Origin of the sequence: Nostoc sp., assembly GCF_036917375.1 — a bacterium.
In the GTDB taxonomy this organism is placed as follows: Bacteria; Cyanobacteriota; Cyanobacteriia; order Cyanobacteriales; family Nostocaceae; genus Nostoc.
This window is the reverse complement of sequence record NZ_JBALDN010000001.1, coordinates 1-18,970: the sequence shown is the minus strand read 5'-3', so window position 1 is coordinate 18,970 and position 18,970 is coordinate 1. Positions and strand designations below refer to the sequence as shown.

Below are 18,970 nucleotides of genomic sequence, written 5' to 3'. Positions count from 1 at the left end.
GGGGGAAACCCCCAAGACCGCACTGCCTCACCAAAATCTAAAATTTAAAATCCAAAATAGAAAAAAATATGCCCTACGAAAAATTAGAAATTACCACACCAGCACCCGTCTTATCTTGGGCAAATCATTCTTTGGGGCCAGAAGAAACCAAGATGGCCAAGAATGTGGCATCATTACCGTTTGTATTTAAGCACGTGGCATTAATGCCAGATGTTCACTTAGGAAAAGGTGCTTTAGTGGGTTCTGTAATTGCAACCAAAGAGGCAATTATACCCGCAGCTGTGGGTGTAGATATTGGTTGCGGTATGAGCGCTATTAAAACAGCATTTACCGCCGAACAACTAGAAGGTAAACTCAAGAAAATTCGCTTGGATATTGAAGCAGCAATTCCGACTGGATTCAACGAAAACAAAGACGTTGAAAAATCCGTCAGCAATTGGCAACACTGGGATGATTTTAAAGACTTGCATCGCGGCGTGCAAGACCTACAAGGTAAAGCAATGAAACAGATGGGTTCTCTCGGTGGAGGAAATCACTTTATTGAAGTGTGCCTCGATACAGAGAATCAAGTTTGGCTGATGCTGCATTCTGGGTCGCGTAACATTGGCAATAAACTCGCCCAGTGTCATATTCACACAGCCAGAGAATTAGCAAAAATGGCAGGTAATAAATTACCTGACCCAGATTTAGCTCACTTTGTCGCTGGTACGCCAGAATTCCAAGCATATTGGCACGATTTACAATGGTCACAAAACTATGCGCGTGTCAACCGCGATGTGATGATGGCGCGTTTTAAGCACATCGTTGAGAAGCATCTGGCAGGTGGGAAGGCAACTAAACCTTTATTGCAGGTTAATTGTCATCACAATTACGCCGAAAAAGAAGTGCATTTTGATGAGGATGTGTACGTTACTCGTAAGGGTGCAGTCCGCGCCCAGACTGAAGATTATGGGATTATTCCTGGTTCGATGGGGGCAAAGTCTTTCATCGTTAAGGGTAAAGGTAATGCCCACAGCTTCTGTTCTTGTTCTCATGGTGCAGGGCGTTTGATGTCTAGAAATAAGGCAAAAAATGTCTATACACTTGATGATTTGATCGAGCAAACAAATGGTGTAGAATGCCGCAAAGATGAGGGTGTGTTAGATGAAATTCCTGGTGCTTATAAGCCGATAGAACAAGTTATGGCAAATCAAGCGGATTTGGTTGAGGTTGTAGCGACTCTCAAGCAAGTTCTTTGTGTGAAGGGATAAGTTTGTCGGGTGGGTAATGCCCACCTTTTTTATTTTTTTAAACGCAAAGGGACGCTGAGGTAAGCGCTGAGGTACGCTGAGGAAGAAATGATTGTTTTAAGCGATAAATTTATGTAGAGACGTGATATCGCCACATAGTTTGTCCATCAAAATTTAAGTTTAAGTATTGTTTGTTGTTAGCGCTACTTTACGACAAACTGCTGCTCGTTAATAGCGCTAACATTTAAATTTGGTGTTTTTTCAAAACTACAGTGTCAAAGATTGAGGATTTGTCTCAATCAATTTTGCTAAATCTTGCAAGAACGCCGCAGCATGGGCACCATAAATAATCCGGTGGTCAGAAGTAATATTTACTTGCATTTGTTGGCGCACGCCAAATAAACCGTCGGGTGTTGCTACTACTTGCGGGCGGGATGCCCCGATCGCTAAAATTGAACCTTGTCCAGGCGGCAAAATCGCATCAAATTTATCCACGCCAAACATCCCCAAATTGGACAGGGTGAAAGTACCACTGTTGTACTCTTGGGGCTGTAGTTGTTTTGCCCTGGCACGTTCTACCAAAGACTTCCAAGTACGCGACAGAGAATATATATCCACTGCGTCGGCATTTTGCAGCACAGGTGTAATTAATCCGCCATCATCCATCGCCACAGCTACAGAAATGTTGATATCAGAATGATAAACAATACCCTGGTCTGAGTAGCTAGCATTTAACAATGGGTGTTTTTGCAATGTCACTGCTACAGCTTTCGCCAGTAGCGCTGTCATTGTCACGCCTTTGGATTTAATTTGTTTATAAAGTTTGTCTAACCCATCAGTGGTAATTGTATAACCGACACGGAAGACGGGCACGGATATGGTAGCTACCATGTTCCGCACTACGGCATTTTGGAAGGTAGTTAAAGGCACGGTTTGACCAGGAACAGCCGCCGCCACGGGTGCGGGTGCTGGTGTCCGAGGTGCTGGGGGTGCAACTGGGGCGCTGGTTGGTACAGGTGCGGGTGGAGCAACTGGGGTAGGTGCAGGTTGCTTGCCCTTGTTAGACAATGCTTCTATATCTTCGGCGACAATGCGTCCGTGGGGGCCACTACCTTGAAGTGTAGTTAAATCAACTTTGAGTTCTTTGGCTAACTTGCGGGCACGGGGTGAAGCTACAAGCCTTCCTTCTTTGTGGTTAGACCCGTTTTGAGACGCTAAGGCAGGTGTTGCGGCTGAGGCTGTGGCAGCAACTGGTTCAGGGGAAGAGGTTGGAGTAGCAGCCGCGCTGCCAGAATTGGCAAGAGATTTGGCCTGTTCAATTTCAGCTTCCGTTTCAGCGATGAAGGCGATCGCAGATCCTACTGGGGCAGTTTCACCAGCTTCAACTATGATATGGGCAAGAAATCCCTCATAAAAGGTTTCTACATCCATATCTGCCTTATCTGACTCTACAACCACCACTGTTTCGCCTTTTTCCACTTTGTCCCCAGGCGATTTCACCCAAGAGACGATTTTGCCTTCCGTCATGGTGGAACTCAGCGCCGGCATAAATACTTCGTGAATGCTCATAGGGTGGTTTGGAAATCAATGGTTTATGGACTTTAACAGTTTTTATCAGATCGAATTGTATCTTGATGGGAGGGTTTTAGACTGTTTATATTTTAGGTTGGGCATTGTGAATTGGGAATTGGGCATTGGTTATTCACTAATGACTCTAGTAGCTCGCCAAAGAAACTTTGCAGGGTAAAGGGTAAGGGGGAAAGGTTTTAAATCCCTTACCCTTTTCCCTTTACCCTTTCCCCAGCCCTCACAAGCACATTTTTGGGTTGGCAGACTACTAGGAACCTAAATATAGCTTAGAGGTCTATAATACAGAGCTATCCTCTATGGTTAGCCAATATCTCGATCTTGTTTTAGTCATTGACTTGCAAAAACCACCACGAGTTTCTCACAGATTAAATGGGATTGCTATTTAATATTTCTCATAACCACTACTTAAGATACACGAGCTTCTCACGGATAGAGGATATGGGATGTAGTTCAATCTAGAATTCAAAATTGGTAATAAACCTATTTGAAATTCCTGTTTACTTTTATGTCGGCAAAGCTGAAATTCTTTTTGATTGTGATATTAAGTATCTCTGCCACGGCTGGTGCTGGAGTTTATATTATTCAGCACCAGCAATCTGCACCGATTGTTGAGACTAGTGATGAGCAAACCCAGCACATGGGAGGAATACATCAGTCTCAGGAAGTTGCAGCATTCTCAGAGCGTTCCGATTATCAAACTATACCTTTAGAAAAACTTAACTCATCTCTCCAAGGCAGTAATCCTACTACCCTCGCCCTGAATGCTTTTGAGGAGATAGCAGTGGGAGGAACGCGAAAGATAGAGGTAGTTTATCCGCAACCAAATCAGGCGTTAGTGACGATTACGCAAATCAAGCGGGGTAATAATTCAGTTGGGACGGTTAAATATCGAGCAAAGATGACAACCTTTGGGCGATCGCTTTTTATTAGCTCACCTCCAGTGTGGCAAATTGTTTGGGCTGGCTCCCAGGTAGAATGTTGGGCTGGGAGCCGCTCTCATACTAAGTTAAATCACATCTGTCATTAGTCATTGGTCTTTGCTCGCAAAACAAATGACAAATGACTAATGACAAATTTAAATGTCCCCGCGAATTTCTTCTACAACGCCATCGCGCAGAACGATTTCGACTTGCATTTTGCTAATCAGGTTATCACCGATTTCCACCCGGAAAAAGCCTTCCATTTGGAATTGGTTGACTTCTTGATCTTGCTGGAGAAATTGCACTTGCTGGAGGTTTTGCAGCAACTGATTTTTCTGCTCTAAAAATTCACTTTTCTTTTGATTGACTTGGAGTTGGATATTGTCAATTTGTTGGAGAGTCTGGGGACCAGGTGGTTGCAGACTCTGCTTTTGAATTGCCGCGATCGCTCTTTGTCCTTCAACGTCTAGCTGTTGCAATTGCTGATCGAGTTGATTGATCTGGGTTTGCAGCTGCTGTTGTACTTCCTCTTTCCAAAGGGGAGTCACAATAACTTTGACGTTAACGACACGTTTCAGAAGCAAATTAGATTTGGAGACATCCATAAATATTTCACGTTCACTCTTTACAGTTAGCAGGTGGAATGATCAGGCAAACATGCCGTCAATAATATCGCGATAGCGTTCCGTGACGACATGTCGGCGAACTTTTAGTGTTTGTGTCATCAAGCCATTTTCGATGGAAAACGGTTCCAGGATGAGTTTAAACGTTCCGATGCGGTCATCCGGTCGATAGCCTGGACGATTTTGGACTTCCCGATTCAATTCTTGGCGAAATAAATCCTGGATCATTCTACTCTCCAAGTCAATTTTTTGACTATCTGAGGAAGTCACCCGATCGCCCAGCGTATCCAGCGTTAGATTTTGACTTGCTGCCCATTTTTCTATGGCTTCGACATTGGGGACAATTAAGGCTCCCAGGCTGCGCCGATCTTGACCGATGAGCATAATTTGATCGATGTATGGCGATCGCAAACACGCATCTTCAATCGGCTGTGGCTCGATGTTTTCCCCGTTAGTCAATACAATCGTATCTTTAGACCTGCCAGTCAGCACTAAGTCATCTTGTGGTGTCAGCCAACCCAAATCGCCGCTATCAAACCAACCCTCAGCGTCAATTGCTTTCGCTGTCGCTTCGGGATTTTGGTAATAGCCTTGCATAATCTGCGGGCCTCTCAACAATACTAAGCCTCGCTTCTCTATTGGTAAAGGCGCTTTTGTCTCAGGATCGACGATTTTAGCTTCTGTAGCCGGGAGTGGTAGCCCTGATGCGCCAATCAAATTCCGCCAAGGACGCCGTACATGGGTGACAGGAGAAGTTTCTGTCAAGCCATAGCCTTGTAAAATCTGCACGCCAATAATTTCAAAGAAATTATCTATGTGTCTGGGAAGCGCACCGCCACCGCTAATCATCTGCTTAACTTGTCCCCCTGTGGCTTCCCGAACTTTGGCGTAAACCAGTCGTTCTCCCAAGGCATGGAGGGGTAATAGAGCTGATGCTTGGATCTTAGCTGCTAATCGTTCGGCGGCTGAAGCATGAAGATTATTTAAATCCAATCCCTGAGCAGTTCGCTGGGCTTTGATATATTTGTCGCTAATGCCCAATAAAAATTTAATTAGGCGTTGCTTGTTGGCTGGTTGTTCGCGGAACTGCTTTTGCACTCCTTCATAAATCGACTCCCACAGGCGGGGTACACCGACCATGTAATTGGGTTTAAATTGTCTCAAATCCCCTTTTACAGAGCGCAAGTTGGTATAAACTTGCGTACAACCTTGAGATAGTAGGTAATATTCAACAGTTCGTTCATAGCTGTGCCACGAAGGCAAAATACTGAGAACTATATCACCCACGTTTGGTTGCAATACTGTGCCAAAAGTTATCACTTGGTGCATCAAGTTACTATAAGACAGCATTACACCCTTGGGTTTACCCGTAGTGCCAGAGGTATAAATTAGAGTTGCCAAAGCGCCACGATTTTGCTTGGCTGGCAGAAAATTATGATTTTTACCGATTTCGAGCAACTGCGAAAAGTTGAGTACCTTTAGGGTTTCGTCTGTTGGTGGTGCTTCATCGGAAAGTAAGATGACTACTTGAATGGGTAAATCTTTGAGGCGGTCTTGGAGTTTTTTAAGTGTTTTTAAATCTTCAACGACGATCGCTGTACTGCCGCTATTCGCGATAATAAACAGCAATTCTTCTTTTTCGGCTTGGGAACTACGCACCGCGTCAACGCCTCCAGCAGTCATGATGCCTTGATCGGCAATAAACCACCGAGGACTATTGTCAGCAATTAGGGAAATGCGATCGCCTACCTTTACTCCTAACGCTTGTAACCCAGCAGCAAATAGTTGCATTTGCTCTGCCAACTGGGTATAAGTAATCACTACTTCTGGTTTAGCGTGAGGATTGCGGAGAGCGACAACATCACCAAATCGTTGAGCTGCCAAAGGCCAAATTTCTGGTAGCGATTCCACATTTGTGTAATCTACCAACCGCTTTAATGCCTGCCGTTCTCGCTCGCTGATATTAGATAAAAAAGAAGACGCGGTTTTGGTTGTTGACATAACACCTTACTTAAAGATTTTAAACTGATTATTTTCCAGCTTATTTTGTTATTCCGCTACAATAACCAACCTTATTATCCACATACCCTTCTGTGTACGATCATTCCAGGAATTCCACGTTTATATTTACAAAAATTTATGTTAAAGTTAATTTACATAGAGTGCAAGCAATGGATTGTGTTTGCATCTAAAAACAGCAATCGCCTATGTTTCACAGGAGATGATTACCTATGAATTTTATCGACGCCATAATGCTAACGTTGCTCAATATTGCTGCTTGCATAGCGTTACCGAAGCTTTTAGCTATCCTTTTGGCTGATAAAACCAAACTTACTGAAACATTGGCGAATGGTTCCAAATTACAAGCAGCCAAAATTCAACTTACAAGTTTTCCTTATTGTACAGCTTACCAATTGACAGGTAGCCAATACTGTAAATTCAGTCCTGATTTTTGTGCCAATTGTTCTCCCAATTGATGGATTATTCGTCAGGAAAAATTCCTTGGCACTTCCGAAAACCAGCAATTCAATTAATTCTGCAACACATATTCATTCTCATTTCGACAGCTTGAAATCCCCGACTTATTGAAAAAGTCGGGGATATTTTTGTTAGTAACTCCTGCAAGGATTCCTAAACTACGTCCATATTCATAGTTAAACTTGTCTCTGTAGTAAGCTCTTTAGTAAACTCACAGCAATCTGCTTCAGGATCAAATACTAGCCAGACATGGCATGAGTCAGACAATTTTGAATTTTAGATTTTGGATTTTGGATTGACCCCAGGCTTGGGAATTTTAGATTTTAGATTTTAGATTAACTCCATAGATGAATCTAGGGGCTTGTATCATCAAGGAATGTCGGTCAATAGCCATAGGGTGCGCATCGATCGAAGGTATTAGGATTTTCAGGGTTTACATAGCGTTACTACAAAAAAGTTTAATTAAATTTACATTATGTAATATAGGTTGTATTATTCTTGCCTACTTAGTTAGATTCAAGAAATTTTCCAGCTTAGTCAGTATAATTACTAATTGAACTAAAGCTACATATATAACTAATATAACAATTATTAAATCTATTACATGACAGTCAAGCAGCCTGTAATGCCCAAGCAGCAGGAAGTTGGCCAGTTTATTTAGAAAATTCACAAATTTCTAGTAGGCTACCAAGTCAAAGATGCTGGGTAAATCAGTTTGTAGTCAAGACCTTAGTCCTGCGTTAATCACTTAAGTGTTTACTACGTAGCAGGCAAAGTTAGCTTAATGGATTACTAGAGTTCATGTTATTGATTCTGATAGATAAGGGATACGAGATCCTCGACTTCTGGAATAAGTCGGGGATTTCGCAACCCCGCAAAATTAATTAGACAGATTCTAGTAGTCTGCCAACCCAAAAATGCTAAGTGAGGACTGGGTAAAGGGAAAAGGGGAAAGGTTAAGGGATTTAAACCCCTTCCCCCCGCCCCTTATCCCCAGAGGGGACCCCATCTTCCCCCTTACCCTTTACCCCACCAAGTTCACTTGGCGAACTACTAGTCAGATGTCAATCAATAAATGATGCGTGGGGAGAGTATGGGCAAAAGCTTAATGAAATGGGAGAAAAAAGTAAAGAATTGCTAGAGAAGTATTTAACGAGTTAACCATTAAATGAAAATAAGATTACAAAATTTTCGGCAAACTCTTTTGATGGTCAACACATTAAACTATTAGTTCCAAATCACAGGTTTCACTATGAATCAGAAACAGATCGCAGAGTTTTCTCTCAAAGATGGCACGAAGTTTTTAGCTGAAGTTGATGAACCAGAAAATAGCAATGCTCTTGTACGTGTTGCTAGACCAGATACAGGGCAAATGGTAGTTGAAGCTAAAAAGAAATTTGAAGATGTATTAGATCAAATACAACCTGTCGCTTCAGCAATTATCACCAAACTGAGTCAGCTTAATACACCTGCCAATGAGGTAGAGGTTAAGTTTGGTATTAAGTTAAATGCGGCGGCGGGTGCAATTTTTACCTCTGTAAGTGGTGAGGCTAACTACGAAATTACCTTGAAATGGAAGCAAGACAAGGCATAGTATGGTAGCGACTACAGATAATTATATTCAAACTTTTAGGTCAGCGATCGCCCGGATTTTTCATGCCAATGGTGCGGTAGTTGGTGTAGGTTTTTTAGTCTCTGGGCAAACTCGAAATTATATTTTGACGTGCGCTCACGTTGTTACTTCAGCTCTATCTTTACCAGAAGATATAGTTGAAGCTCCTAATAATGATATTTTTTTAGATTTTCCCTTAATTGCATCAGGACAACAACTAAAAGCTAAAGTTGTTTTTTGGCAACCCGTTGTCAGTAATGCATCAACCTCTGAGCCTGAAGATATTGCCGGGTTGCAAATCGAAGGGCAGTTGCCTAAAGAAACCCAAGCTATCCAACTAATAAGAGCTAACAATATTTGGCAGCATCCTTTCCGCATATTCGGTTTTCCCAACGGACATAATGATGGCGTTTGGGCCACAGGCGTGTTGCGAGATGGACAAGGAAAGGGATGGGTGCAACTAGAAGACAATAAAGTAACTGGCTACAGAATAGAACCGGGTTTTAGTGGTGCGCCGATATGGGATGAAACTCTTGTAGGAGTGGTTGGAATGGCAGTCGCGGCAGAGAAGCGGCGAGAAGATATTAAAACTGCTTTTATGATTCCTGCGTATGTATTGATTGAAGCATGGGATGAAATAGGCTTGTCTGTTTTCTCAAATGCACATATCCAGAATATTCCTAGTAGAGTTCAACAACTCAAAATCAAAACTTTGCAACAACGTTTTGACGTTCTCAGTAGTGATTATGAGGCGGCTTACAATCAACTTAACTATACACTTAGTGCGAGCGATCGCAATATCATTCAACGCCAAATTGATAGCATATTACAAGAACTAGAGCGAGTAGAAACCGAACTTAATACTATAAACCATTAATTTAATACCTAAATAAAATGAGCATCTCTGTAGATTTACGAAAGAACTATCTAGAACAGTTAATAGCCAACTTAAAAACTGAGGTTGAAAGTCTCAGTAAGCAAATGGCTCGGACGAATAATGATGTAGAGAAAAATAAATTACAACGGCAAGTTGATGATAAATTCGAGGAAATGTACAAAATCGAATCAGAGTTAAATCAGCTAAATCAACAATCTTTAGTGCAAGTTGAATCTGATAATATTCCATTTACTAATCGCGATGCTGCGATTAATGAAATTACAGCAATTAATTCTCCTCCTTATCGTCTAGTGACAGCACCTGAAGGTTATGGAAAAACAGAATTTCTCAAGCAAATACTGGGACGGTTTCAAGAATTGCAATGGTGTTGTGCTTACGCTCCCATCTCTGGTTATGAAACTATTGAAAACTTAGAAAAACGATTAGCAAATTCTCTGCAACTTACGCTCCCTGAAGGACATGATTTAACTTGGGGAGAACGTTTAGGCTCACTATTGCATAGAAATTGGGCTAGATGGCAATCACAGGGCAAAAAAGGTATTGTGTTGCTAATCGATCTGGATGGCTCTGCTCCACAAAAGCAACGTTTAAATGAACTTTTTAATGACTTTAAGGAATTTGCCTGGAGAATTGAAAAATGTTTAAAAGAATTACAGTTCTTTAAAGATAATTCGCGGAGACTTCGAGTTGTAATTGCAGCTCGTTGTCTGATCGATCTTCCATTAGATCGGACTTTTCCTAAACTAATACTCTCTCCTTTTAACTGGGAAGTAATTCAGGATACAGCAACAAAATATCTCAAGCCTATAGAGATGACTTCTGAAAGTCTTGCTTTACTAGCAGGACACTTACTGTATTTAACTGGTGGACATCCAGGGGGAATTGCGGAAGCACTAAAAGTTTATCGAGATGGTTGTTACACAGTTAGTTGGCTTTTAAATAGTTATGGCAACCAATTATGGGAAAAAAACCTCAAAAAGTGTAGAGATCAGATTAAAGAAAGCTTGACAAAAGAAAATAATCATCTCTACGAATCTATTGAAAAGTTGAGTATATTTCCTATACTCAATGGGACTTGGATATTAAAGGAAGCTGTTCGGAGATTTAAGTTACCTTTCAGTGACGATAGTTTTAAATTAAATGCTGAATTGACAAAGACATCTATTTTTACTCGTGATAAAACGATTATTAAAGATGGGATGACACGGCGGCTGTTAGTTATTGGTCTGCTCCGAGAAACCTCACCTGATAACTTTCAAGAGCTTTGTAGTGAAGCGGCTCAAATCTGTTGGGAATATATTCACGAACTGAAATCAAAGAATAATTCTGCTGTTGCGGGGACTTGGTCTATGCAGTATTTTTTTCAAAGTCTTCAGAAACACGCTGGATTTATCAATTATGGCCCAAATAGTCTGGCTTATCGACAAGAACTCCGTAATGATTTCTTTGATAAAACCGTTGAGGAAACTCTGGGAATATTTCGCGATACAGATCGAGAGCAATTCCATGAATTTATTTATACGCTTAAATCTGAAGTAGAAAATGACTGGGAATTTCAGTTTCTTGTCAATTACTATCTACACAATGATGAATATAATGACGCACCCTATCGAGATTTAATTCAGAAGCTTGATGAAGCCATTCAAAATAACTAACAATTAAATAGGAGTATATTATGTCTGAACTAAATAAATTAGAGTTTGTTGGTCGTGCAGAACATCTAAATCGAATTATTTCCCTTGTGCAGGATTCTAATAAACTGCGTGTAGTTTTAATAGAAGGTAGAGGTGGAATTGGCAAAACTTGGTTGCTTCATGCATTAAAATCCCGTCTAAACCAAGTTCAAATTGGCACAAGTGAAATTATTGATTGCGATATCCCTGTTTTTAATGATGCAGAAGATTTATACACTCAAATCGCCAAACAATTATACGACTATACATATAAAGAATGGTTGCTGCGGTTACGACAACTCCGAGAAGATGAAAACCGCCTCAGTCAAATTGCATACGAACAAGAACGCAGACAACTTGAAAAGTTCTTGGTCGATGAAATTAATCGAAAATCCAGCCAACAGAGATTAGTATTTCTAATTGATACGGTTGAGAAGTTAGGACAAGCAGATGTCAGAGAGCAAGTTTGGGAGTGTATTGGCAATTTATGCCATCAACTAGAGAATGCCGTATTTATTTTAGCAGGTCGTCCTAGTATTGCTCATGAAATTCTACAAGAATCATTCCAAGAAGAAGAATTAACTTATTTGGAATTAAATGAATTTACCCATGAAGATGTACAAACATACATTCGTTGCAAGGAGGAACAACTTCACTTTACTCTCGGACAAGAATTGGTTAAAAAGATCATAGTTCTTTCTGGTGGTAGCCCGATCATGATTGAATTTGGAGTAGAGTATGCTTATCGGGAAGTCATACCAGATTGGTTAGAGAGCGAAGATATAGAAACTATTCCCAGCAGGTTAGGAAAAACTGGTGGATTTGAAGCTGAGATGGTTCGGCATATTACGCAGCTTCGGACATCAATGGATCGGTTAACTCTATTACTTTCACGTATTTACCCATTAGATAGCTCTGATATTGCTAATTTATTAGAATTATCTACAGAAGATGCTCAAAGATTATTTATTGATGCACAAAGCTACTTTTTTATCAAACCAGTAATCGGTGGTTCTCAAATATCATTACATGATATTGTGCGAGACTTAGTTGAGAAATATGTATGGGCAGATATTGACCCCGATTTGGAATGGAGAAAACGAGATAGTCGGATTGCTGCCAAATATTTCGAGCAAAAAGATTACGATTTAGGGCCACAAAAAAGGATATTGGAGGTTCAACGTTACTCTGATGATTCTCATAAAGTTGCTAATATCGAGTTTATGATTGAAGAAGTTAAGCAACTGCGAGAATTCAATACTACGCGATGGCTCTGGAATGCTTTATATGCCGATCCGATAATCGGGTTTGAAACTTGGCACGAAGTTACTGATAGGATACGTCGCCAATCGAAAAAATTTGGCTTTGTAAATCAATTGTTGGCAATTGCCAAACAGTTTGAAACAGAAGTAAATTCGGATCAAAAATTCAAACTGATTATTTTTGAATCAAAGATTGTTCACGCTCTTAAAGATAAGAGTACAAAAGAAAATGAACTAGTAAAGCTGGAGGGAATGCTATCCACTCAATCTTCTAATTCTTCTCATCAAGCGGATATTTACAATGTCTTAGGAATGCTAAATACCAAGTTACACCTTTATGAAGAAGCTTTAAAATATCAGCAAGAGTGTTTATCCCTAGTTCAAGGCAAAAAGCTATCATACGCTATTCCTGCTGTGGCTAACTTAGTTGGTTATCTGCATCGACAACTCAACAACTTTCAGGAAGCTGAGAAATATTACAAACTAGGTTGGGAGGCTGCTATGGAAATTGATACTCCTGACAAAGGCTTAACTCAAGTTATGGCTAGCATTCAGAATAATTTGGGATTTTTGTACGGACAACAAAAAGATTATGTCAAGGCTGAACAATGTTTTAAGGCTGCTATTGATATGTGGTCGAGTGTTGAGAGTGAACGCGAAATAGCCAACGCCGAAATTGCCTCTGCTACTATTTTGGTAGATAATGGTAATTATGTTAAAGCTCAACAGCTACTTGAACGAGCGTTAAGTCGTTGTGACAATGAAGAAAACGATAATCAAATATTGTGTAGGGCATATTTTCAGTTAGGCTTAAATCAGTGGTTTAGTGCTGAGGTAGTAAATGAAGCTGTTTGGGATGTGACACAGGTGCAGTGGGATCTTAATGTGCTAAGTCTTGCTCAAAATGCTTTAGAAAAAAGCCTGAAATTGGCAGAGAAATATGGACTTGAAGAGGAATTACCTGGAATTTTGCACCAAATTGCTAGTGTCTATTGGCATCTTGGGTTTCAAACAGGCGATCGCACGCTACAAAACCAAGCTTTAAAACTCAACGATCGCTCTTATCAGACTAGTTTAGAGTACAATGACATGCGGTATGCCATCGATAGCCTGGTAGGTAAAGCAGAGTTTGATTATTATGCAAAAGCCTACGAGCATATTTCCGATTATGCACAAGAACTTAGCGATCGCTTCCAATCATATCAAAATATCCATACACTATACTTTGGCCGCATGTTACGCATAGAAGGTGATGTTGCATTTCAACAAGCTAACTACAATTTTGCTTTTAGTAAATATGCTCAAGGAATACCCCAAATCTTTCAACATGGAGGTTTCGGCCCGTATTCGATCAAACATGAGCTAAATCTGCTCCAAAAGAAAATTGAACGGTTGCCTATAGAACTTTCTAAAACTCTGATTCAACAACTAAAATCTCAGTGGAAAGATCATAAAGCTCTCAAGGAATGGTGCGATCAACAAATGTTTTTGACTAGAATACGTGCCACAAAACAGCCATCTTCTCATGCTTAGTAAAAAAATTGATCGACCCCAAATTTTAGTTTCTCTTAATTCTACTTATCTACCAACTGGGCAATGCGATTGTGATGGAGGGGATTGTGCCTGTGACTTATCCCCTTTAACAAAATTAAGCTTAGATATCCGATTATCTCTGGGGATGTTTGAGACAGAGTTTGTGAGAGTTCCTAACTCGCAAATTATGAATTTAGATGATACTTATTCTATCTGTTTTGGTACTTATCATCAAGTAGCAGTTCTGAATCAATCAGCGATATTTTTGCTCGAACAATTTACAAATCCTCATAAATTAGATGATATTGCAATAGAGCATTCTGAGATTGATCCAATAAATTTACAAGAAGCTATTCAGGAACTATATCAAGCACGTTTAATTGCACCCAATAATTATTCATCATTTAACTTAAATGAAATACCAGAAACTTTAACAGCATGGTTGCATATCACCGATCGCTGTAACTTAAGATGTGACTATTGCTATCTTCCGCACGAAGCGAAAGATATGTCAATCGATATAGGTAAAGCAGCTATTGAATCTACATTTAGCTCTGCAACCTTAAATAATTACCGCCGTGTCAAACTGAAATATGCAGGAGGAGAGGCATTACTCTGCTCTCCTTTAATTAAGGATCTCCATTTGTACGCTCAATCCCTTAGCAAAGAAACAGACATTATATTAGATGGAGTGGTTCTCAGTAATGGAACATTGATTACGCCTGAAATTATTGAGATGCTAAAAATATTGAATCTGCGTCTAATGATTTCACTAGATGGATTATCAAATTTCCATGATATTCAACGTTCTTATACAAGCGGAAAGGGATCGTTTCAAGATGTGGAACGAGGTATTAAAATTGCCTTGAAAAATGGTATTATTCCAGATATCTCCATAACAGTTAGTGGGCGGAATGCAGAAGGATTGCCCGATCTTCTGGAATGGATATTAGAATATAATCTGCCCTTTAGTTTAAATTTCTACCGAGAAAACGAACTGTCAGCTTCCTATGAAGACTTGCAACTAGAAGAATCTCGCTTAATTGAGGGAATGTTGGCAGCATTCAAAGTTATCGAATTGAAATTACCTAATCGGAGTTTACTAGGTTCATTGATCGATCGTGCTAATTTAGCATCTCCTCATAAACGAACTTGTGGAGTTGGGCAAAGCTATCTCGTATTTGATTACAAAGGGCAAATTGCTAAATGCCAGATGCAGTTACATAAAACTATATCTGCCTCTAAAACTCAAGATCCTTTAACTCTTGTGCGACAAGATAAAGCAGGTATTCAGAATTTGTCAGTTGAAGAAAAAGAAGGCTGTCGTACATGTGAGTGGAAATATTGGTGTACGGGTGGTTGTTCTCTAGCAACATTTAAAGCTACAGGTCGTTACGATATTCAATCTCCAAATTGCAATATTTACAAAGCTCTCTATCCTGAAGCTCTTAGACTAGAAGGGTTACGCTTAATCAAATATAATTCCCCAACTAAGTCATAACTAATTATACGGACATGAGAGAATTTGAATTTTTCAGATTTTGGTAGATATATAGAGAAGATATTGTATTTAAATCCGCTTCTTTAGGCTGATCTTCATCCTCATTAGTATTTTTAAACAGGACTGTAAACGCACCAGCACCTAACCTATCTTGAGGAAATATCCGATAACAAGGCATCGTCGTTAAATGCGATTGATATTTGGTTAAATTACTAATTTCTATCGCTTTAAACTGAGGAAATCTCTCCAAAAACCATTCACAAACTTGCTCATTCTCTTCGGGCGAATATGTGCAAGTCATATAAGCCAGATAGCCTTGCTGTGAAACAATTTTAGCAGAGTTAGCTATAATGCGTTTTTGCCGATTTGCACTCTTGTTAATAGCAGTCGGGTGAAAACATCCAGGTGCTTTTTCACCTTTGGCAAGTAAAGATTGTCCAGTACACGGAGCATCTACGATGACTAGATTGCTAGAGCCGGAAAACATTTCGGCAAATATGCTCGAATCTCGATTAACCACCGCGCTAGGGCTAACCTGGCAACGCTTCAAATTAGAAATTAGCATTCCCAGACGTTTGCCAATTACTTCATTACTGATGAGTAATTCAGGTTTTAAAGCTCTCCAAGCGAAGATACTTTTACCTCCTGGTGCGGCACACATATCAAAAACTAAACGCACTGACTCAGGAATAGCTAACAAAGTAGTAGCTGCAAACACTGAAGAAAAATCTAAACAATAGAAATATCCTTTTTCATGCAAGGGATGCTTACCAGGTTTTTCTCCCAGAGATAAGCGGTCTATAAATTGTGGTTGCCAAGAGGTTGGTGTTTCCACTGCCAAAGGCGAAATATCTGGCTTTTCTTGACACCAAAGAATACTAGGTGAAAAAGGCTGAGGATTCATTAAAGCCTCAATAAATTTTTCTTGCTCGTCTACATTGGCGAACAAACGCCGCGAGACTTTAAGTAATAAATTAGAAGGTTTTTCCATCAAGATTATGAATTAGGAATTAATAGAAGTACGTTGTATCTGAATCAAAATAAAACTGTTACACAAGAACAATGTAATTAAGGCTTTTGGCTTCATACTCAAAATATAATGACCGCCATTGGGATCGCAATGGCCAAGCTACCCCACTGCACCGGAGAAGGTCATGTTTTTAGATAGTTTTCAGGAAAAATTACGCAAACAAGCACAACTATGGAGGGATGAAGGATTAATTAGTTCTTCGCAGTATGAGCAGATAGCAGAACGTTATCAATTTAAAAACCTGGAAGCTGCTGCACGCGATCGCAATAAAGCGATCGCGATCGCTATCGGTAGCATACTTTTATGCTTAGGCATAATTACCTTTGTATCAGGAAACTGGCAAGGAGGATCGCGAGAAATCAAAATTATTCTGATGATGAGTTTGTTTTTTGCGATCGCCATCACTGGATTTTACACCTGGAGGCCACCTGAAGGGAAGAAGCCAGAACGAAGCAAACGCCTACTAGGAGAGGGGTTGCTAATTTTAAGTGCCTTCATCTTCGGTGCAAATTTACTGCTGATGGCCCAGATGTTCAATATCATCGGTTCAGCTTCCCAACTGTTTCTCGCTTGGGGATTCGGTGTTGTGGTCATGGCCTTCAGTTTGTCCTTAAATTCTTTAGGAATTCTGTCAATTGTCCTCGTGGAAATCGGCTACTGGACTGGACTAGAAGACTTATGGTACGCAACAGGAGAGTTAACTTGGTCGCGGCTAGTAGTACAGCATATGCCTTTGTTGGCATGGCTGGTATTTGTACCCTTAGCCTACTTCTGTCGATCCCGTTGGATTTTTGGTCTAGCAGCTTTTGTTTTTGCTAGTTCCTTACAAGCTAACCTTAATCCACTGCCACTGCTGAATTATGCTGATATAGCCCCTTGGGTGGCATCTTTTGCTTTTACACTGCCACCTGCATTATTCTGGAGTTATGATGATTTACTCTTTCCAACCATAAATTACAGATTGTTTCAATCTCTAGCCCGTAATTTAGCGTTGTTAAGCTTTGGCATCGTCTTTTACGTTTTGTCTTTTCGTTGGGTCTGGGAATCTCCAGATTATACTTATAATCAGCCAACGAATTTGACAAACTTATTCGAGTCTCTGCCGATTATCGATTTGGGAATTCTCAGCGGCTTGGCGGTTTTACAATGGTTGTTTTTACTGCGCCAAAGAAATAATCCTCCGCGCCGCGAAGTGATTTTCACAACTGCTGTCATTAGTACATTTCTCGTCTTTATTGCAATAGTACCTTTTTGGCATCAAACTATCAGCCGGATTGATGAACTTGGCATTTTTATTTTCAATGTACTTCTTGCAACATTAGCCTGGGGACTAATTCAAGAAGGATTGAAATTAAGCAACAGAAGTTCCTTTTGGGGCGGTATGCTGTTAGTAACACTGCAAATTATCAGTCGCGTGCAGGAGTACGACACCGACTTACTTTTTAAGTCGCTAGTCTATGTCCTATGCGGTTCTGCTTTAATTAGCGCTGGACTCTGGTTTGAACGCCGCCTACCTGGTGGTAGCTCTACAAGTAAAAAGTAGTGCAAAAAATGAAAGAATTCAGGAGTCAGAATTCAGGAATTGAATAATTCCTAACTCCTAACTCTTAACTCCTAACTAAAAATCTCTGTGCGTCAAAGTTTTTAAAGTTTCTCTGCGTTAGTCCTAATCTCGTTACTTTTAACCTCTTCAAGACCTCTGCTTTTTAGGACTACGCTCATGACTAATACTTCTTCTGAATCTAAGAATAAACCCTTGTCTCCTGAAGCCGAATTTTCCAGTAAGGTGACTTTTCGGGATTACTTGATTGCTACTGAACAAAAATCGAATAAGCCCTTACCTTTTTGGCGGTTACTTGCTCCCCTGGCGCTGCAAACAGGGCTAATTATGGCAGTACCAGCCCAAGCAGTTTATACAGACGTAACAGGTAAGACGGTGATTTTGCAAACCGTACCTGTAGACCCTAACAATGCGATCGAAGGTAACACTTTAGCCTTAGATTACAACATCTCCCGTACCTCAAATTTGAGCAGATTACCTGGCTGGCAAACATTAGTCAGCAGAGGTCGTGGAAGTGGCAGAAGATTGCCTGAAGGAACCAATATCTACGTGACTTTGCAAGAGCAATTCTCTACTGGGCGCGGTGTTCCGAGAGCTTGGAGACCGTTACGAGTAAGTAGCGATCGCCCCACAACTCTTAGAGCTAACCAAGTAGCCTTAAAAGGTGTTTATCAGGATGGCTCTGTTAACTATGGCTTAGAAACATATTACATCCCAGAAAACCAACGGCAGCAAATTCGGAACGACTTACAGGCCCAACGCGCCCGCAGAGGACAAGTACCACCAATTGTGGTCAAGGCGAAAGTAGATCCACAAGGTAAAGCAGTACCAGTTAGTATGTGGGTGCGCGATCGCAACTATCGTTTTTAAGCTGTTAGGCAAAGCGTGTAAACATGCAAGGTTTGTCTTTAAAATTCTGAGTGTCGGAAGTCGGCGCTCAGAATTTTCTGTTTGTCATTTATAAATCAATACGGTTCAGTTAAGGCTGAAAATCTTGTAAAGTAAGCATTGTCCCAAGAATGAAAATCAGCGTGTGGAGCATCTCAAAGATTTTTCATTA

Annotated in this window: 14 protein-coding genes; 10 read left to right on the top strand and 4 right to left on the bottom strand. The window is 40.4% G+C overall.

The features are described from left to right. Positions 1 to 68 precede the first annotated feature (68 nt). Positions 69 to 1,250, top strand: coding sequence for an RtcB family protein (locus tag V7K45_RS00070; RefSeq protein ID WP_334999190.1), 1,182 nt, complete (start codon positions 69 to 71; stop codon positions 1,248 to 1,250). 246 nt (positions 1,251 to 1,496) lie between these two features. Here V7K45_RS00070 and V7K45_RS00065 read toward each other — a convergent pair whose 3' ends face one another. Next, positions 1,497 to 2,798: a dihydrolipoamide acetyltransferase family protein gene (locus tag V7K45_RS00065; protein ID WP_334999188.1), complete on the bottom strand. Its 1,302-nt coding sequence runs from the start codon at positions 2,796 to 2,798 to the stop codon at positions 1,497 to 1,499. A gap of 526 nt (positions 2,799 to 3,324) precedes the next feature. On the opposite strand from V7K45_RS00065, the gene V7K45_RS00060 reads away from it, so the two are divergent. Next, positions 3,325 to 3,846: a hypothetical protein gene (locus V7K45_RS00060; RefSeq protein ID WP_334999186.1), complete on the top strand. Its 522-nt coding sequence runs from the start codon at positions 3,325 to 3,327 to the stop codon at positions 3,844 to 3,846. A gap of 48 nt (positions 3,847 to 3,894) precedes the next feature. Here V7K45_RS00060 and V7K45_RS00055 read toward each other — a convergent pair whose 3' ends face one another. Together V7K45_RS00055 and V7K45_RS00050 are read right to left on the bottom strand one after the other, a co-directional pair. Beyond that, complete coding sequence (locus V7K45_RS00055) at positions 3,895 to 4,344, bottom strand: YlqD family protein (protein WP_012412623.1); 450 nt, start codon at positions 4,342 to 4,344, stop codon at positions 3,895 to 3,897. Positions 4,345 to 4,386: 42 nt separating this feature from the next. Next, the gene (locus V7K45_RS00050; RefSeq protein WP_334999184.1) at positions 4,387 to 6,363 is read right to left on the bottom strand and encodes an AMP-dependent synthetase/ligase; all 1,977 of its coding nucleotides are present in this window, start codon (positions 6,361 to 6,363) and stop codon (positions 4,387 to 4,389) included. 230 nt (positions 6,364 to 6,593) lie between these two features. Between V7K45_RS00050 and V7K45_RS00045 the strand changes: the two genes are divergently transcribed. From V7K45_RS00045 to V7K45_RS00020, 6 genes are all read left to right on the top strand, one after another. Further along, positions 6,594 to 6,839 (top strand): hypothetical protein, encoded by a 246-nt coding sequence (locus V7K45_RS00045; RefSeq protein WP_334999182.1) that lies wholly within the window; start codon positions 6,594 to 6,596, stop codon positions 6,837 to 6,839. A 1,253-nt stretch (positions 6,840 to 8,092) separates the two neighbouring features. Further along, positions 8,093 to 8,434: a CU044_2847 family protein gene (locus V7K45_RS00040; RefSeq protein ID WP_094352373.1), complete on the top strand. Its 342-nt coding sequence runs from the start codon at positions 8,093 to 8,095 to the stop codon at positions 8,432 to 8,434. 1 nt (position 8,435) lies between these two features. Continuing rightward, positions 8,436 to 9,329: a trypsin-like peptidase domain-containing protein gene (locus tag V7K45_RS00035; RefSeq protein ID WP_334999179.1), complete on the top strand. Its 894-nt coding sequence runs from the start codon at positions 8,436 to 8,438 to the stop codon at positions 9,327 to 9,329. 17 nt (positions 9,330 to 9,346) lie between these two features. Next, positions 9,347 to 11,005, top strand: a complete 1,659-nt coding sequence (locus tag V7K45_RS00030) for a hypothetical protein (protein ID WP_334999177.1) — start codon at positions 9,347 to 9,349, stop codon at positions 11,003 to 11,005. Positions 11,006 to 11,025: 20 nt separating this feature from the next. Then, a complete protein-coding gene (locus V7K45_RS00025; RefSeq protein WP_334999175.1) occupies positions 11,026 to 13,818 on the top strand; it encodes a tetratricopeptide repeat protein in 2,793 nt (930 codons plus the stop codon). Beyond that, positions 13,811 to 15,319: a radical SAM/SPASM domain-containing protein gene (locus tag V7K45_RS00020; RefSeq protein ID WP_334999173.1), complete on the top strand. Its 1,509-nt coding sequence runs from the start codon at positions 13,811 to 13,813 to the stop codon at positions 15,317 to 15,319. Before V7K45_RS00025 ends, V7K45_RS00020 begins: the two co-directional genes overlap by 8 nt. Positions 15,320 to 15,323: 4 nt before the next feature. Here the strand turns inward: V7K45_RS00020 and V7K45_RS00015 are convergent, their stop codons facing one another. Then, positions 15,324 to 16,310 carry an RsmB/NOP family class I SAM-dependent RNA methyltransferase gene (locus tag V7K45_RS00015; protein WP_334999171.1) on the bottom strand — a complete coding sequence of 329 codons (987 nt, stop codon included), beginning with the start codon at positions 16,308 to 16,310 and terminating at the stop codon, positions 15,324 to 15,326. A gap of 163 nt (positions 16,311 to 16,473) precedes the next feature. Between V7K45_RS00015 and V7K45_RS00010 the strand changes: the two genes are divergently transcribed. Next, on the top strand, positions 16,474 to 17,892 hold the full coding sequence (locus V7K45_RS00010) for a DUF2157 domain-containing protein (protein ID WP_334999169.1): 1,419 nt from the start codon (positions 16,474 to 16,476) through the stop codon (positions 17,890 to 17,892). A gap of 177 nt (positions 17,893 to 18,069) precedes the next feature. Then, positions 18,070 to 18,780, top strand: a complete 711-nt coding sequence (locus V7K45_RS00005) for a GDYXXLXY domain-containing protein (protein WP_334999167.1) — start codon at positions 18,070 to 18,072, stop codon at positions 18,778 to 18,780. The last annotated feature ends 190 nt before the right edge of the window (positions 18,781 to 18,970 follow it).